At 67.6% G+C, this 16450-nt stretch carries 11 protein-coding genes and 3 pseudogenes; 3 read left to right on the top strand and 11 right to left on the bottom strand.

Annotation, left to right across the window (positions count from 1 at the left end):
* Positions 1 to 64: 64 nt before the first annotated feature.
* The 5 genes from recX to G4Q83_RS04345 all read right to left on the bottom strand — a co-directional run bounded on the left by recX (position 65) and on the right by G4Q83_RS04345 (position 4849).
* Entirely contained in the window at positions 65 to 571 is a 507-nt protein-coding gene (gene recX / locus G4Q83_RS04365) for a recombination regulator RecX (protein ID WP_128421652.1), read from the bottom strand.
* Positions 572 to 685: 114 nt separating this feature from the next.
* Entirely contained in the window at positions 686 to 1729 is a 1044-nt protein-coding gene (gene recA, locus G4Q83_RS04360; protein WP_128421653.1) for a recombinase RecA, read from the bottom strand.
* A gap of 196 nt (positions 1730 to 1925) precedes the next feature.
* Positions 1926 to 2561, bottom strand: coding sequence for a transcriptional repressor LexA (gene lexA / locus G4Q83_RS04355; protein ID WP_128421654.1), 636 nt, complete (start codon positions 2559 to 2561; stop codon positions 1926 to 1928).
* An 87-nt stretch (positions 2562 to 2648) separates the two neighbouring features.
* Positions 2649 to 4325, bottom strand: a complete 1677-nt coding sequence (locus G4Q83_RS04350; RefSeq protein WP_128421657.1) for an ABC1 kinase family protein — start codon at positions 4323 to 4325, stop codon at positions 2649 to 2651.
* Between the two features lie 29 nt (positions 4326 to 4354).
* Positions 4355 to 4849, bottom strand: a complete 495-nt coding sequence (locus tag G4Q83_RS04345) for a CinA family protein (protein ID WP_128421655.1) — start codon at positions 4847 to 4849, stop codon at positions 4355 to 4357.
* Between the two features lie 484 nt (positions 4850 to 5333).
* Between G4Q83_RS04345 and G4Q83_RS04340 the strand changes: the two are divergent.
* Positions 5334 to 6132: pseudogene (locus tag G4Q83_RS04340) on the top strand (IS5 family transposase).
* A gap of 10 nt (positions 6133 to 6142) precedes the next feature.
* A pseudogene (locus tag G4Q83_RS04335) lies at positions 6143 to 7145 on the top strand (conjugative transfer ATPase); the annotation flags it as partial.
* A 58-nt stretch (positions 7146 to 7203) separates the two neighbouring features.
* Here G4Q83_RS04335 and G4Q83_RS04330 read toward each other — a convergent pair.
* Entirely contained in the window at positions 7204 to 7737 is a 534-nt protein-coding gene (locus G4Q83_RS04330) for an RES family NAD+ phosphorylase (RefSeq protein WP_128421933.1), read from the bottom strand.
* Complete coding sequence (locus tag G4Q83_RS04325; RefSeq protein ID WP_128421932.1) at positions 7734 to 8105, bottom strand: MbcA/ParS/Xre antitoxin family protein; 372 nt, start codon at positions 8103 to 8105, stop codon at positions 7734 to 7736. Before G4Q83_RS04325 ends, G4Q83_RS04330 begins: the two co-directional genes overlap by 4 nt.
* A 535-nt stretch (positions 8106 to 8640) precedes the next feature.
* Here G4Q83_RS04325 and G4Q83_RS04320 point away from each other — a divergent pair.
* Positions 8641 to 9327: pseudogene (locus tag G4Q83_RS04320) on the top strand (IS3 family transposase); the annotation flags it as partial.
* A gap of 72 nt (positions 9328 to 9399) precedes the next feature.
* Here G4Q83_RS04320 and G4Q83_RS04315 read toward each other — a convergent pair.
* The 4 genes from G4Q83_RS04315 to G4Q83_RS04300 all read right to left on the bottom strand — a co-directional run bounded on the left by G4Q83_RS04315 (position 9400) and on the right by G4Q83_RS04300 (position 16294).
* Positions 9400 to 10719 (bottom strand): ABC transporter ATP-binding protein, encoded by a 1320-nt coding sequence (locus tag G4Q83_RS04315; protein WP_128420566.1) that lies wholly within the window; start codon positions 10717 to 10719, stop codon positions 9400 to 9402.
* A gap of 17 nt (positions 10720 to 10736) precedes the next feature.
* Positions 10737 to 12488: an ABC transporter permease gene (locus G4Q83_RS04310; protein ID WP_128420567.1), complete on the bottom strand. Its 1752-nt coding sequence runs from the start codon at positions 12486 to 12488 to the stop codon at positions 10737 to 10739.
* Positions 12489 to 12598: 110 nt separating this feature from the next.
* A complete protein-coding gene (locus G4Q83_RS04305; protein WP_128420568.1) occupies positions 12599 to 13216 on the bottom strand; it encodes a hypothetical protein in 618 nt (205 codons plus the stop codon).
* A 291-nt stretch (positions 13217 to 13507) separates the two neighbouring features.
* Positions 13508 to 16294: a sensor domain-containing protein gene (locus tag G4Q83_RS04300; protein ID WP_128420569.1), complete on the bottom strand. Its 2787-nt coding sequence runs from the start codon at positions 16292 to 16294 to the stop codon at positions 13508 to 13510.
* Positions 16295 to 16450 lie beyond the last annotated feature (156 nt).

The following is a 16450-nucleotide window of genomic DNA, read 5'->3' as shown; positions in this document are numbered from 1 at the left end:
CTCAAGATAAGGGCATGCGGAAACCGGACAAGACAATCCGCCAAGGTTAGCAGGCCCGGCCCGCTCAGTCCTCCGGCTCGTAGCGCGTGGCCGCGCGGATGCTGTCACTGTCGAACCCGCGCCGCGCCAGCAGATCGGCGGCTTTACGCAGTTGTTGCAGGTCCACCGGGCCGGCCGTGCCGAAGCGCCGCTGCACCAGGTCGCGGGCGTTTTCGCTCCAATCGCCTTCGAATGCGGCCATCGCGGTGGCGATGGCTTCGCTGTCCAGGCCGTGGGTGCCCAGTTCGGCGCGAATGTGCACCGGTCCGTAGCCGGTATTGGCACGGCTGCGCACCAGCAGTTCGGCGAAGCGGCCATCGTCCTGCCAGCCCTCCCCCGCCAGGCGCTCCACCGCGGCGGCGGCGGCATCCGGCTCCACGCCGCGCAGCTGTAGCTTGCGGGTCAACTCCTTGCGCGAATGCTCGCGGCGCACCAGCAGGCCCAAGGCCCGCTGCAGCGGAGTCTGTTCAGGCTGCCGGTGGCGCCGGCGCTGCGCCTGTGCTTGTGCTTGTGCTTGTTCGTCGTCGCGCATGCAGTTTCAACACCACGGTCAATGTGCCGTCCCTGGCACCCGCCCTCCTGGCTTGCTCAAGACTGCCGAGGAAGACGAGCGGCACTGACTCCACCGCTCCCCCGGCAGAAACCCTCACGCCTCGGCGTCGGCGTCGGCGTCCTCGGCCGCGCTCGGCGCGATTTCCGTGGGCTGGAACTTCTCGCGCAGCTCGCTTTCCAGCTTCGCCGCCACTTGCGGGTTGTCGCGCAGGTACTGGCGCGAATTGTCCTTGCCCTGGCCGATGCGCTCGCTGCCGTAGCTGTACCAAGCACCTGCCTTCTCCACCAGCTTGGCTTCCACGCCCATGTCGATCAGTTCGCCTTCGCGGCTGATGCCCTCGCCGTACAGGATCTCGGTGATGACCTGCTTGAACGGCGGCGCCAGCTTGTTCTTGACCACCTTGATCTTGGTCTGGTTGCCGATGATCTCGTCGCCCTTCTTGATCGCGCCGATGCGGCGGATGTCCAGGCGCACCGAGGCGTAGAACTTCAATGCGTTGCCGCCGGTGGTCACTTCCGGGCTCTGGCCCGGCATCATCACGCCGATCTTCATGCGCAGCTGGTTGATGAACACCACCAGCGTGTTGGAGCGCTTGATGTTGCCGGTCAGCTTGCGCAGCGCCTGGCTCATCAGGCGCGCCTGCAGGCCCGGCAGCTGGTCGCCCATCTCGCCTTCGATTTCGGCCTTCGGGGTCAGCGCGGCGACCGAGTCGACGACCACGATGTCGACCGAACCCGAACGCACCAGCATGTCGGCGATTTCCAGCGCCTGCTCGCCGGTATCCGGCTGCGACAGCAGCAGTTCGTCGACGTTGACGCCAAGCTTGGCCGCGTAGACCGGGTCCAGCGCGTGCTCGGCATCGATGAACGCCGCGGTGCCACCTTTCTTCTGGCACTCGGCGATCGCCTGCAGGGTCAGCGTGGTCTTGCCCGAGGATTCCGGGCCGTAGATCTCGACCACACGGCCCTTCGGCAGGCCGCCGATGCCCAACGCGATGTCCAGCATCAGCGAACCGGTCGGAATCACCTCGACGGCTTCGATGATGCGATCGCCCATTCGCATCACCGAGCCCTTGCCGAACTGCTTCTCGATCTGGCTCAGGGCAGCGGCGAGCGCGCGCTTCTTGTTCTCGTCCATTTTGGTGTCCTTCGGAGGTGAGGGTGATTTTCGGGGTAGGTTCAATTTAGCGGCCAGGTATCGCACGGGCTGAGACGGTGTGCGGCGAAGAAAAAATAATCCGTCCGAGCCCATGTACGGCAGCGGCGAATGGCGGTGTGCCAGGTCGGAAAAATCCGGCTGGCGGTGTGGTGCATCCCTTGCTCGCGCAAGGCGTTCAACGACTGGGCCGCAGTAGCCCGCAATACAGGCCTTCGATGGCGAAGTCCTGGTCGGGCAGGACCTCGATCGGCGCGTAGTCGGGGTTGCGCGGCAGCAGGCGGATGCGGTCCTTGCCGATCTTCAGCAGCTTGACCGTGATCTCCTCGTCGATCCGCGCCACCACGATCTGCCCGGAACGGGCGTCGCGGGTGCGGTGCACGCCGATCAGGTCGCCGTCGAAGATGCCCTCGTCGCGCATCGAGTCGCCCTGCACCTTGAGCAGGTAGTCCGGTGCCGGCGAGAAGAACACCCGGTCCAGCACCACGAAGTCGTCCGAGCCGATCTCGGCGCCGATCGGCAGGCCGGCGGCGACCCGCCCCAGCACCGGCAGCCGCAGGATGTCGGCGCTTTCCACTTGTGGCGCCGGCGCCGGTGCGGCCGCGCCGCTCACCAGCCGGATCCCGCGCGCCTGGCCTGGCACGCGGCGGATCGCGCCAGCCTGCTCCAGGGCTTCCAGGTGATATTGCGCAGCGCGCACGCCCTTGAAGCCGAAGGCACGGGCGATCTCGGTCTGCGAAGGCGGCGCGCCGTCGTGCTCGATACGCTGGGCGATCAGGTCGAGGATCGCTTGCTGGGTTTCGGTCAGCTCCATGGTTAGTAGTAATACTACTAAAAACGGAAATGAGCAACTCTCGCCCAGCCCGCCGCCCGGCTTTCCCTCGGCGGCGCAGCGCTCCGCTCAGCGCCCGCTGCGCCAGATCGAGATCAGGATCCACACGCCCGACAGCGCCGCGCCGATGAAGCCGCCCACGCCGATCGCCAACAACCATCGGCTGGAGACGCCGCCGACGCTGTTCATCACGATCGAGGACCCAATGATCAGCGCCGCGGTGACGATGCCCATGGTCAGCCGGTTGGCGGCACGGTTGACCTGGTCGCCGAAGCCCTTCAGCGAGGTGGTCTGGACGTTTAGCTGCAGCCGCCCGCGGCGTGCCGCCTGCAGCAGCCGGCGGGTATCGCGCGGCAAGTCGCCAAGCAGCTCCAGCGCGCCGAGCACGGTGCGGCGGCCGCGCTTGGCCATCACGCGCGGGGCGAAGCGCTGCAGCATCACCCGCTCCAGGTACGGCGCCGCGGCGCCAGCCATGTCGAAGTCGGGGTCGAGCTGGCGCCCCACCCCGTCCAGGGTCAGGAAGGTCTTGATCATCAGTGCCAGGTCGGCGGGCAGCGCCAGCGCGTGCTGGCGCAGGATCGCGGTGACGTCGCCCAGCATCGCGCCGATCCGCAGCTCCTTCAGCGGCACGCCGCGGTACTGGTCGACGAAGCCGGCGATCTCCAGCTGCAGCCGCGCCTCGTCGATCTCGACGGCGCCGTCGTTCCATTCCAGCAGCACGTCGGCGACCGCCTCGGCTTCCTGTGCGACCAGCCCGTGCAGCAATTGCACGACCTGATAGCGGCGCTGCTCGGAGATGCGCCCGACCATGCCGAAATCGATCACCGCGATGCGCTCGCCCGGCAGGTAGAAGATGTTGCCGGGGTGCGGATCGGCGTGGAAGCAGCCGTCCTCGAGCACCATCTTCAGCACGATGTCGGCGCCGACCCGGGCCAGGCGGCGCCGGTCCAGGCCGGCCGCCTCGACCCCTGCCAGATCACGTCCGCCGATACCGGCGACGAAGTCCTGCACGTTGAGGGTCTCGCAGGTCCACTGCCAATGCACGCGCGGGATCACGATCTCGTCGTGGCCCTGGAAGTTGGCGGCGATGCGCTCGGCATTGCGGCATTCGCCGGCGAAGTCCAACTCGCGCCGCAGCGACAGGGTGAACTGGTGCACCACTTCCGCCGGGTGGTAGCGCTTGAAGTCGGCGGCGCGCGCCTCGACGATGTCCGCCAGCCGCGCGAGCAGCCGCAAGTCGGCCTCGATCACGTCGCCGATGCCCGGACGGCGGACCTTCATCACCACCGGGGTGCCGTCAGGCAGCCAGGCGCGGTGGGTCTGCGCCAGCGACGCGGCGGCCAGCGGGGTTTCCTCGACCTGGGCGAACACCGCCGCCGGCGTCTCGCCCAGCGCCTCGATCAGCTGCGGCAGGATCTGCGCGTAGGCCAGCGCCGGCGCGGCGTTCTGCAGTTCGCTCAATTCGTCGATCCAGTCCGGCGGCAGCAGGTCCACGCGCGTGGCCAGGACCTGGCCGAGCTTGACGAAGGTCGGGCCGAGATCCTGCAGCGCGCGCCGCACCCGCTGTGGCGCCGACATGCGCAGCATCTCCTCGGCGTTGTGCCAGTGCAGCAGGCGCCCGGCGCGCTCCAGCACGTCGGCCATGCCGATGCGGCGGACCACGTCGCCGAAACCGTAGCGGATGAGAACCGAGGCGATTTCCTGCAATCGCCCCAGGTCGCGGACCGTGCTCAGCGCCTCCCACATCGCCGTGGCCATCTACCGTCCGGGCGCGCTCACAGCAGCGCGCCAAGCCCGCGCAGCGCTGCGGCGACCGTCTGCCGGCGCACCGCATCGCGGTCGCCGTCGAAGTGGAACAGTTGCGCGCTGGCGTAGCCGCCGCGCCGCTTCCAGCCGATCCACACGGTGCCGACCGGCTTGTCGGTGGAGCCGCCGCCGGGACCGGCGATGCCGGTCACCGCCACCGCGATGCTGGCGCCGGAATTGACCAGCGCGCCGGACACCATCTCGATCACCGTCTCGCGGCTGACCGCGCCATGGTGTTCCAGCGTCTGCGGGCGCACGCCCAGCAGTGCCTGCTTGGCCTCGTAGCTGTACGCGACCATGCCGCAGTCGAACCAGTCCGAGGAGCCGGCGATGTCGGTCATGGCCTTGGCAATCCAGCCGCCGCTGCAGCTCTCGGCGGTGACCAAGCGCTCGCGCGTGGTGCGCAACTGATCGCTGAGCGCGGTGGCGAACTGCAGGATCTGCGGATCGGTGGGGACGTTCATGGCGCTGCTCGGGAAACCAATGCGTTTTGTAACCCAATTCGCCACGGCTGTCGCGTCTGCCGCGCACGCGGCCATGCGTGGCCTGGCGATCGCGGTGCAGGTCGCCGCGCGTGCAGCGGCAGGCGCAGCTGACGGCGGCGCCTGCGCCGGGGTCTTGGTCGCGCACCGCGGAAGCGCTGCGGCGGGCGGACTGGCCTGTGCGGACCCGGCGTCACCTGCGCTGTCGGGCCGCCGCACGTCACAGCGCCGCATGACGCGCTCCGGTGCCAGGCGCGCCACCGCATGCTCCGCACGCCGCAGCTCACCCCCAAGGGAGTTCCCCCGGCTTTGCCGGGGTGGCAGTAGCCGTTTGCCGTTTACAGGAGTCCATCGCGGAGACAGCGGTTGTGAGCCGCCAAGCACACGATCGGAGAGTCGGAGATGGACAGGCATCAGAGTCTAAGAACCTGTTCACGATCTTTCCCGGGTAGTGCAAACTCTGCGGATGCGCACAAAGACGTATCCGAGTGCCATGAGCCGGGAGCGGTTCGAGCAGATCCGCCCCATTCTGGAGCAGGCGCGCAAGCGTACCAAGCCACGGATCGTGGATCTGTAGGACGTGTGGTGCGCGGTGCTGTACTTGCTGCGCACCGGCTGTCAGTGGCCAGCGCTGCCCAGCGACTTCCCGAAGTGGCGCACCGTGCACTGCTACTTTGCCAAGTGGAGCGAACCAGACGATGAAGGAGTGAGCCTGCTGGAGCGGGCGCTCAAAAAATCAGGTTGGCGCGGCCCGCCAGGGACAGGGGCGCAACGCTTGCAGCACGTTCTTGATCGTGGACGCACAGAGCGTGAAGAACACGGACACGGCCGGCCAGAAGGGTTATGACGCGGGCAAGAAGGTCTCGGGGATCAAGCGTCGCATCGCCGTCGATACCCAAGGCCTGCCGCATGCGGTCGCGGTGACGAGGGCGGAAGTGACCGACCGCAAAGGCGCGCTCCAATCCCTGGATCGTTGCAAGCCGAACCTGGGACACGTGCAAAGCCTGTTGTGCGATAGCGGCTATACCGCAGAACCATTCGCCGAAGGCGTACGAGAGATCCTGGGCAAGCAAGTCACGGTGCAGATCGCCAAACGCAGCGAACTGCACACCTTCAAGGTCATGCCCAAGCGCTGGAGCGTCGAACGCAGCTTTGCGTGGCTGGAAAAGAACCGAAGGCTATGGAAGAACTGCGAGCGCAAGCTCAACACCAGCTTGCAGTTCATCCACCTGGCATGCCTGACACTACTACTCAAAAGATCGTGAACAGGTTCTAAGTCAGGGCACCGGCCATTCGGGCATCACCTTCTTCAATCGCGGCGGCGGAACGGTGACGTTCGATCCGTTGAACCGCCTCGACCGGCAGATGAACGCGCACCTGTTCCTGTTCGGGCCAAGCGGCTCGGGCAAGAGCGCCACACTCAATAACATCCTCAATCAGGTCACCGCCATCTACCGGCCGCGGCTGTTCATCGTGGAGGCCGGCAACTCGTTCGGACTGTTCGGCGACTTCGCTGCGCGGCTCGGGTCGACCGTGCATCGCGTCAAGCTGTCGCCGGGTTCCGGCGTGAGTCTCGCTCCTTTCGCCGATGCCTGGCGCCTGGTCAATACGCCCAGCCAGTTGCAGACCCTCGATGCCGACGCGCTGGACGAGGACCAGCCGGCCATGGAGGACGCCGAAGGCGACGAACAGCGCGACGTGTTGGGCGAACTGGAGATCACCGCGCGTCTCATGATCACCGGCGGCGAGGACAAGGAAGAAGCACGCATGACCCGCGCTGACCGTAGCCTCATCCGTCAGTGCATTCTCGACGCTGCACAGCGCTGCGTCAGGGAACACCGCGCGGTCCTGACCCGCGACGTACGCGATGCGTTGCGCGAGCGTGGCCGCGACGCCACCCCGCCGGAAAGGCGGCGGAGCTCATGCTCAATATGATCGAGTGGTGGATCTGCCTGTCCATGCCGCCGGATGAAGTGGAAAAAATCGCCCGGTTCCGCGAGCTCAATGCCTCGCAGAAGGCATTGATGCTGTCGGCGCGCAAGAAGGCCGGCAAATTCACTGAGGGCGTGATCCTGTCCAAGTCCATGGAGATCCTGTTCCGCGCCGTACCGCCGAGCCTATATCTCGCCCTACAATGACCGAGCCGGAGGAAAAAGCCGAACGCTTCCAACTGATGCAGGAGTTCGGCATCAGCGAACTGGACGCCGCCTTCAAGGTGGCCGAGAAGATCGATCGCGCCCGCGGCATCGAGTCGCTGCCGTTGGATGCTCTGGACTGACCACCATCCGCGCTGCCTCGGGATCGATCACCGTGGAGGCGAGCAGCTGAAAGCGCAATCAGCGTCTCGCAGGGGGAGCAAGCGTGTGCAATGCACCGTCTGGATCGTAGACGCGCAGTTGCGATGGGGATCGCTCAGAACTGCGATAGATCACCAGGTTGGTTCCGCCAGGACGCGCTTGCGACGGAAAGAGAATACCGTCCAATCCGGCAGCGACGACATCATCGGCCATATACCAGGTCGGGGGCTCAACCGCTTTACCGAACCATTCGGCGCGCCAATCCACGGCAAAGTCGGCCCATAACGGCGGCCATCGCGCAGAATCGAAACCGGCGCTGAAATCGGCCACACGCAGTTGCCTGATGAAGAACGTGCAGATGGTGCCCGGGGGGAGCCACGGATTGTCCTGCTTGTATTCGGCCAGCGCCGTGGCGTCGTCGACGGACAGGTAAAACGCTTCCTGTCCAGGCCGGTTGAAGCGACCACCTTGGCGGGCGGCACCCATACCCGACAACGGGATACCTGCGTAAGCAGGCACGATCACGCGGTAATGGGCTTCATCGTCGCCCTCTCCGATTGTCGCCTCGATCATCCAGCGGCACCGCCTGCCAACGATTCGAGATAGGCGATCACCGCCTCGGCCTTCCCTTCTTGAACGAGCGTGTCGGCGGTTTTATAGCCAAACGCGCGTAGCGGCTCGTTACGCAGCAGGAAGGCCGCCCGCTCGACATCGCCAGTCATCTCGGTGGCGACAGCCAGCACCCGGATCATCTCCTGCAAATACTTCTGCAGTTGCGGCGCCTGCGGGCGTGTCGTCGGGGTATTGCGATGCACATGCGCACGCTCCGCCAGTTCCTGCACCCGAAATCCGAAGAAGTCCCCGACCCTTGCAGGAGACAGGTATTGGGTGTCGGGTTCCCGGAACCATTCAACGAAGGGCTGCTGCATCACGGTGCTCATAGCTCGATCCTCGCACTTAATTTGCACTAAATATGCACTTAAATTGCACGTGATGCAAGCTTTCGCAGGAGCCTGCGGCGATGTGGCGATGCCTCGCGGCTTCACTGGGGGGCAGCCGGAAGCGATTCGCAGGGCCAAGCCAGCACCTCGGTATCCGGCAACCGTCAAGAGGGGTGGCGCCGATGCCGGTTTGTTTGTGCCAAGACGCTCAGTCCTGTGGCCGACCATTGAACGAAGCGGCTGACGCAGACCATGCCGACGCCATACAAGGAACACGCGATGCACGTCCCCTCTGTCCTGCAACGACCTATCCCGCGTCGCCTTGCCGCAGCCCTCGGGCTATTGCTGGCAGCTCTGGTGATCTGGCATTTCACGGGTCAACCCGACGGACGCACACGTCCCAAAGAAAAAAGCGACGCTGCTCAGCGCACCCCTGCCGGTGACCACGATGTAGGGCGACTGAATCGCCCCGGCTTCCCTAGACATCCTCGAGCCTCAAACCTGAGGCCCAATAGGAGGTGCCATGACGAGCAAGTACCGCAAGCTGACGCTGGACATGCGTGATCTGGGTGAACGCTGTGGCAAGCACCGCGTGGCGCGTCTGCTCAAGCTGGAAGGGCTACGGTCGCAGACCGGCTACCGTCGTCGACCCGGCAGACGCGCAGGCAAGCCTGCTGTCGTGGCGCCCAACCCCCTGCAACGCCAGTTCACGGTGGCTGAGCCCAATCAGTCCTGGGTCACCGACATCACCTACATCCGCACTCATGAGGGCTGGCTCTACCTCGCAGTCGTGGTCGATCTGTTCTCGCGCCAGGGGGTGGGCTGGTCCATGGGCAGCCGCATCGATACGGGTCTGGTCCTCGATGCACTGCTGATGGCCTTGTGGCGTCGCCAGCCCAGTGGGCCCGTGACAGTGCATTCGGATCAGGGCAGTCCGTTCACCGGGCATGCCTGGCAGGACTCGCTGCGCGACCACAACCTGATCTCCAGCATGAGCCGCCGCGGAAACCACCACGACAACGCCGTCGCCGAGAGCTTCTTCCAGTTGCTCAAGCGCGAACGCATACGTCGCCAGATCTACCCAACCCGCAGCGATGCACGCACTGATGTCTTCAACTACATCGAGATGTTCTACAACTCCCGACGACGTCATTCGTCCGCTTCCGGCCTGGCACCGGTAGAGTGCGAACAGCGACATTCCCAACGGCTCAGAAGTGTCTAGGGAAGCCGGGGCGGTTCAAAACGGCAAACGGCTACTGCCACCCCGGCAAAGCCGGGGGAACTCGCTTGGGGGTTAGCTCGGATTCTCCAGCGAGAACAGGTCCGCCTGCTTGTCGTAGGCGAAGTATTCGGCGTAGCGCGCCCAGCTGGTCACCGCCTGCACGGTTTCCGCCGCATAGTCCTCGGACATGTGGTCCTCCAGCTCGTCGCGGAAGCGCCGCGCCGGCGCGTGGTGGGTCGGGCGTTCGTCGAGCACGCGGCGGATGTGCGCGGCCAGCGGCACGTAGGTGGCCAGGTGCTGGGCGAACATCCGCTTGCGCGCGTCGGTGCCGAGTTCGGCGAAGCGCTGCCCGGCCGGGGTCAGTTGCAGGTCGCCCTGCTCGAACACCGCCAAGCGCAGCAACTGCAGGGTCTCGGCGATCGGGAACAGTTCGTCCACTTCCAGTTGCAGGCCGGCCGCCAGCGGCGGCAGGTCGGCGCGGCCATGGTAGGGCTCGGCGGCCACCGCCTCCAGCAGGCCGGCCAACAGGTTGCTCGATACCCGCGGCAACACCATCGCGATGCCGCTGCCGGGGAACACGCCCTCGCGTGCTTGCGGCCGCTGCGGGCTGGCGGTCATGCGTGCGTAGATGTCGTCGACCAGGGCGCGGAACGCCGGCGCCAGGCGGTTGCGCGGCTGCGGCAGGTTCACCTGGATCTCGCCGATCACCCGGCCGGGATTGGCGCCGAAGATCACGATGCGGTCGCACATCAGCACCGCTTCCTCGATGTTGTGGGTGACCATCAAGATCGACTCGATCGGCATGCGCCCTTCCGACCACAGGTCGAGCAGGTCGGTGCGCAGGGTCTCGGCGGTCAGCACGTCCAGCGCCGAGAACGGCTCGTCCATCAACAGCAGTTTCGGCCGCACCACCAGCGCACGCGCCAGGCCCACGCGCTGACGCATGCCGCCGGACAACTCCTTCGGATAGGCACCCTCGTACCCGTCCAGGCCGATCAGGTCGATCGCCGCCAGCGCACGCCGGCGGCGTTCGTCGGCGGCCACGCCGCGCGCCTCCAGGCCGACCTCCACGTTCTGCAGCACGGTCAGCCACGGGAACAGCGCGAAGCTCTGGAACACCATCGCGATGTCGTCGATCGCCTGGGTCGGCGTGACGTCGCGGAACACGATGCTGCCGGCGCTGGGCTGCAGCAGCCCGGCGATGGCGCGCAGCAGCGTGGACTTGCCCGAGCCCGAGCGTCCGAGCAGGCCGACGATCTGGCCCGAATGCAGGATCAGGTCGACGTCGTCCAGCACCACCAGCGGCGTCGCGCCGCCCTTGTCGTAGCTCTTGCGCACGCCGTGCACGCGGACCAGCGGCGCGCGTTCGGGCGCGGTTGCGGAAAAGGTCATGGTCGGGTCTCCAGTGGTCAGTCGAAGCGCAGGCGGCGTTCGGCGAAGGCGTACAGGCGCCGCCACAGCGCCCGGTTGAAGAAGGTCACGAACAGCGACATCACCGCCACCCCGAGCAGCACCCGTGCGCCGTCGCCGGCGGCGGTGGCGCGGGCGATGTAGGCGCCGAGCCCGTAGGCCTGCACCTGGGTGTCGCCCCAAGTGGCCAGTTCGGCGACGATGCTGGCGTTCCAGGAGCCGCCGGAGGCGGTCAGTGCGCCGGTGATGTAGTACGGGAAGATGCCCGGCAGGATCACCCGCCGCCACCAGATCCACGAGCGCAGCCGGTAGACCGTGGCCGCCTCGCGCAGGTCGGTGGGGAACGCGCTGGCGCCGGCGATCACGTTGAACAGGATGTACCACTGGGTGCCCAGCACCATCAGCGGCGACAGCCAGATATTGGGGTTGGCGCCGGTGGCGACGATCGCCAGCACCGCGAACGGGAACAGCACGTTGGCCGGGAACGCGGCCAAGAACTGCGCCAATGGCTGCACCCGCTGCGCCAGCCCGGGCCGCAGCCCGATCCAGACCCCGACCGGCACCCACACCACGCTGGCCAGCGCGATCAGCACGACTACCCGCAGCAGCGTGGCCAGGCCGCCACCGAACGCCTCGGCCAGGTCGTGCAGATGCAAATGGCGGCGGCCGTAGTCGTACGCGAACCAGGCCGCGGCCAGCGCGGCGGTCGCCAGCGTGGCGCTCCACGCGCGCTCGCCCCAGGCGTTCGCAGCATCCGCCCGTGTCGCCGGCGCCGGCGCAAGGCGCCGCGGCGCCCAGCGCAGCAGCAACGCGCGCTGCCAGGCCCAGGCCAGCGGCGCGACCAGGCGCTTGGCCAGGCGGGTGCGCCGCAGCAGGTCGTAGAGCCACGACTGCGGCTTGTCCTGCGAGGCGGTGAGTTCGGCGCGGAACTTGTCCGACCAGGCGACGATGGGACGGAACAGCAACTGGTCGTACAGCGCGATCAGCACGCCCATCGCCAGCACCGCCCAGCCGACCGCGGCGAAGTCGCGCTGCGCGATCGCCAGCGCCAGGTAGGAGCCGATGCCGGGCAATTCCAGGGTGTGGTCGCCGACCGTGATCGCCTCGGAGGCGACGACGAAGAACCAGCTGCCGGACATCGACATCATCATGTTCCAGATCAGCGCCGGGGTCGCATACGGCGCCTCCAGCCGCCAGAAGCGCTGCCAGGCCGACAGGCCGAAACCGCGCGCGACCTCGTCCAGGTCGCGCGGCACGCTGCGCAGCGACTGGTAGAACGAATAGGCCATGTTCCAGGCCTGGCTGGTGAAGATGGCGAAGATCGAGGCCAGTTCCGCGCCGATCTGGCGTCCGGGGAACAGCGCCAGGAAAAAGGTCACGGTGAAGGTGAGGAAGCCCAGTACCGGCACCGACTGCAGGATGTCCAGCGCCGGCACGACCAACCGCTCAGCGCGGCGGCTCTTGGCCGCCAGTGTCGCCACCGCGAAGGTGAACAACAGCGAGGCCGCCATCGCCGCGAACATGCGCAAGGTGGTGCGCAGGCCGTACTCGGGCAACTGGCGCAGCTCCAGCGACACCGCCGCGGCGCCCGGCGGCGGCAGCGGCGCGCGCATGTCGGCGGTACCGTGCAGCAGCAGCACGCCCAGCGCCAGCAACAACGCGAACACCGCCAGGTCGTGGAGATTGGGCAGCACGCCGGGGCGTGCGGCGACATTGCCGGCCACGCTGCGGTCACGAGGGAATAGCGCCATGGGAAGTTTCCGGCAGGACCGCGACACTGGCTGCGCCGCGGGTGGTGGGAGAAGTGGAACGAAGCGGGAGGCGACTGCTCAGTCGGGCAGGACGACATTCAGGCCGGGCGTCAACCACTCCTGCGCCGCACCCGCACTGCGGCGCCCGGCCAGCGGGTCGGGGCCGGCCGCGCCGCTGAACGCATAGCGCACACCGGCTTCGGCCAGCAGCGCGGCGCGTTCGCGGTAGCAGTCGCCGAGCCAGATCCAGCCGCCGCCGGCGGCGCGCTCCAGGCCCGGGCGTCACGCCCGCTGCGCGGCTGCGACCAGCCCAGGTCGACGTGCAGCAGGGAGCGCCCCTGCCGATCCAGGGCAAAGCCCAGCGGCAGATTGAACGTGTTCTCGGCATAACGCGGCGAGCGCCCCTGCGCGCTGGCTTCCAGCGACAGCGCTGCGTCCCAGCCGTCCTGCTCGGGATCGCGCAGCGCGTGCTTGACGCCGAGCGCCAACGTCGTTGCGGCGTTGCCCGGGCCATGCCGCAGGGTCAGCCCGACTTCGGTCGATGCCCAGGCGCAGGCCGGGGCGGCGGCGAGTTCGGCGGCATGGCCGCTGCCGCGCCACCACGACTCCCATTGGCAATGGCCGGCGGGCGTGATCGCCGCGTCGTCCACCCACAGACTGGCCCCGGCATGCGCGCGGGCGACCGGCAGCGCCCACAAGGCGAACAGCAACGACAACAACAGACGCATGGGCGGCTCCGGTTATGGGAACGCCAGTGGCTACGCTCGGGGGCCTCGCGGATCGGGCATGCATACTGCGGAAATTGCGCCAGTGCCGGTGCGGCACTGGCGAACGATCCCGTCCTGAGCGGACGGGACCCGTCTGGGACGTCCCCAGACCTTGGCGGTCCTGTCAGCTCAACAGCTGCAGCGTCGGTCTAGGATGACTGTCCAAGGTAGTGGCCTCTGGCCGGGTGCGATGGGCGCGCAGTATAGCCAGCAATGCGGGACCGCACCAGCGTCTGGCGCGGCGGCGCGCATTCACTGCCCAGCAAGCACCAACTGCGGCGGCGCCGGCAGCGCGTTCTGGCGCGAGCGCAGCCATGCCGCAAGCTCGCGCGGCGGCAGCGGCCGCGAGTGCAGATAGCCCTGGATCTCGTCGCAGCCCTGTTCGCGCAGCAGGGTCTCTTCCTGCACCGTCTCCACGCCCTCGGCCACCACCTGCATGCCCAGCACGTGGCCCAGCTGCACGATCGCCTGGGTGACCTTGGCGGTACCGCTGTCGTGCAGCATGTCCTGCACGAAGCTGCGGTCGATCTTCAGCCGCTGCACCGGGAAACGGTTGAGGTAATGCAGGTTGGAGAAGCCGGTGCCGAAGTCGTCCACCGCCAACAGCACGCCTTCCTGCTCGAACAATTCGAAGCAGCGGCGCAGCGATTCGCTGTCGCGGATCAGCGCCGACTCAGTCAGTTCCAGTTCCAGCCGCTTCGGCGACCAGCCGTTGCGCTGGCACAGTTCGATCACCCGCTCGGCGAAGCCGCGGTCGCGCAGTTGCATCGCCGACACGTTCACCGACACGCGGTCGAAGTGCAACCCCGCCGCATCCCAGGCCGCGGCCTGGCGGCAGGCCTCGTTGATCACCCAGTCGCCCAGGCGCACGATCTCGCCGCATTCCTCGGCGATGGGAATGAACTCGGCCGGATTGCAATGGCCATGGCCGGGGCGATGCCAGCGCAGCAGCGCCTCCACCGCCGGCGCGCGTTCGCCGGCCGCGTGCACCAGCGGCTGGTACACCAGCGAGAACTCCTCGCGGTCCAGCGCGCCGTGCAGCGCATGCTCGATCTCCAGGCGCCGCTGCGCGCGCAGCAGCACATCCTGGCTGTAGTAGCAGCAGGTATTGCGGCCGGATTCCTTGGCCGCGTACATCGCCGCGTCGGCAGCGCGCAGCAGGCTGTCGAAATCCTGGCGCCCCTTCTCCATCAAGGCGATGCCGATGCTGGCGCCGATCTTGATCACGTTCTCGCCGTTGTGCAGCGGTTCGGCCAGCGCCGCGATCAGCTTGCGCGCCACGTGGCCGGCGTCGCCGGGCTCGGCCAGGTCGCGCAGCACCACCACGAACTCGTCGCCGCTGAAGCGTCCGAACAGGTCGCTGGTGCGCAGTTGCTGGTGTATGCGCACCGCCGCCAGCTTCAGCAGCACATCGCCGGTGGCGTGGCCGAAGGAATCGTTGATGCTCTTGAATCCGTCCAGGTCCACGAACAGCATCGCCAGCGTGTTGCCACGCTCCACTGCCTCGCGCATCGCCGTTTCCGCCTGCTCGCGCAGCAACTGCCGGTTCGGCAACCCGGTCAGCAAGTCGTAGTGGGCCAGCAGCTCGATGCGCTCGCTGGCCTCGCGCTCGCGAGTGATGTCGCGGAACAGCACCACGAAGCGCGGCGGCAAGCCTTCGCGGTCGTCCAGTTCGATCAGCGCCTGCACCCAGATCCGGTGCCCGGACGGCCGGTGGAAGCACAGGTCCAGTTGCTCCGGCAACCCACCATGGGCGATCCGCGCCAGCGCCGCCTCGAACGCGTCGCGCGAATCCTGGGTGTACAGGGCCAGCGCCTGGTCCAGGCCGATGCTCTCCTTGCGCAGGCCATGGATGCGATAGCATTCCTCGGTCCACTGCATGCGCCGGGTGCCGACCTCGATCTCGCAGCCGCCGATCTTGCCCAGCGCCGAGACGCGGTTCAGCAGCTCGGTGCGCCAGCGGATCAGCGCGTCGGTCTGGCGCTGCTCGGTGATGTTCTGCACCTGGCCGAGCACGCGCTGGATGCGGCCGTCGGCATCCAATTGCGGTTGCGCCCAGACCCGCAGATGCAGCGGCGACTCGCTGCGGCGTACCAGCTCGACCTCGAAGTTGGCCTGCTTGCCGTCGCCCTGCATGCGCCGCACGATCGAGATCACCTTCGCCGCCGACTCCCGGCTGAGCAAGCGCAGCCAGCCGCGGTTGGTGGGCATTTGGTCCTCGGACAGGCCGGTCACGCGCAGGAATTCGCGCGACCACCAGATCCGGTTGCGCGACGCACCCCACGACCAGCTGCCCATGCGGGTCATGCGCTGCGCCTCGCGCAGCAGGGTCTGCTGGTCGCGCAGGCGCTGCTCGAGCAGCTTCTGCTCGTGGATGTCGGTGTGCGTGCCGACCATGCGCAGCGGGCTGCCGTCGGCGGTGCGCGCGACGATGCGGCCGCGGTCCAGGATCCAGCGCCACTGGCCGTCCTGCTGGCGCAGCCTGAATTCGCAGACATAGGTCGGGGTGCGGCCCTCGAAGTGAGCGCGGATCGCCTCGCGCAGGTGCGCCTGGTCGTCGCCGTGCACCAGCGACAGCAGCGTGTTGAGACCGTAGTGCGGCGCCTCGCCCGCGTAGCCGAGCATCTGCTTCCAGCGCTCGGAACGGAAGATCGTGTCGCTGGGGATATCCCAGTCCCACAGGCCGTGTTCGGCACTGTCCAGGGCGATTTCCCAGCGCGTGGCGCCGTCGCTGTCGATCGGCTCGGGCACGCTCAGGGTGTAGGCCAGCAGCGCGCCGGCGTCGTCGCGCACCGCGCGCAGCCACCCGTCCAGGCGCCGCCCCGCGGTGCCGGGCAGCGCGCAGGCGAGCATGTCTTCGCCGCCGAGCAAGCGCTCGCGCACGTCGCGCAGCAGGTCGGCGTACGCCTCCACGGTACGCGGCAGATCCAGCGCCTGCGCCGCCCGGTTCGCGGCCAGCGGCCGCCCTTCTGCGTCCAGCAGGACCACAGCCGAGGTGAGCGGGTGCTGCAGCAAGCTTGCGATGACGCCCTGATCCACGCCGATGTGCTCCGTTTCAACCGCGCTGAGGCCGGCGGACGAAAGTGATAACGGCACCCGGCGGCATTAATTGAGCACGCTGCCGGCCGCGCTGGGCCGCGGCGATCGCTTGCCGCTAAGATGGCAATGGACGATTACCGCCGCACCAGGCTGTCG

Origin of the sequence: Xanthomonas theicola (genome assembly GCF_014236795.1) — a bacterium.
In the GTDB taxonomy this organism is placed as follows: Bacteria; Pseudomonadota; Gammaproteobacteria; order Xanthomonadales; family Xanthomonadaceae; genus Xanthomonas_A; species Xanthomonas_A theicola.
This window is presented reverse-complemented; position numbering and strand designations above follow the sequence as displayed.

What these genes read in the sequence shown, in the direction of transcription:
- recX (WP_128421652.1), bottom strand. Translation starts at nt 571, where the DNA reads ATGCGCGACGACGAACAAGCACAAGCACAAGCACAGGCGCAGCGCCGG.
- recA (WP_128421653.1), bottom strand. Translation starts at nt 1,729, where the DNA reads ATGGACGAGAACAAGAAGCGCGCGCTCGCCGCTGCCCTGAGCCAGATC.
- lexA (WP_128421654.1), bottom strand. Translation starts at nt 2,561, where the DNA reads ATGGAGCTGACCGAAACCCAGCAAGCGATCCTCGACCTGATCGCCCAG.
- G4Q83_RS04350 (WP_128421657.1), bottom strand. Translation starts at nt 4,325, where the DNA reads ATGTGGGAGGCGCTGAGCACGGTCCGCGACCTGGGGCGATTGCAGGAA.
- G4Q83_RS04345 (WP_128421655.1), bottom strand. Translation starts at nt 4,849, where the DNA reads ATGAACGTCCCCACCGATCCGCAGATCCTGCAGTTCGCCACCGCGCTC.
- G4Q83_RS04330 (WP_128421933.1), bottom strand. Translation starts at nt 7,737, where the DNA reads ATGATCGAGGCGACAATCGGAGAGGGCGACGATGAAGCCCATTACCGC.
- G4Q83_RS04325 (WP_128421932.1), bottom strand. Translation starts at nt 8,105, where the DNA reads ATGAGCACCGTGATGCAGCAGCCCTTCGTTGAATGGTTCCGGGAACCC.
- G4Q83_RS04315 (WP_128420566.1), bottom strand. Translation starts at nt 10,719, where the DNA reads ATGACCTTTTCCGCAACCGCGCCCGAACGCGCGCCGCTGGTCCGCGTG.
- G4Q83_RS04310 (WP_128420567.1), bottom strand. Translation starts at nt 12,488, where the DNA reads ATGGCGCTATTCCCTCGTGACCGCAGCGTGGCCGGCAATGTCGCCGCA.
- G4Q83_RS04305 (WP_128420568.1), bottom strand. Translation starts at nt 13,216, where the DNA reads ATGCGTCTGTTGTTGTCGTTGCTGTTCGCCTTGTGGGCGCTGCCGGTC.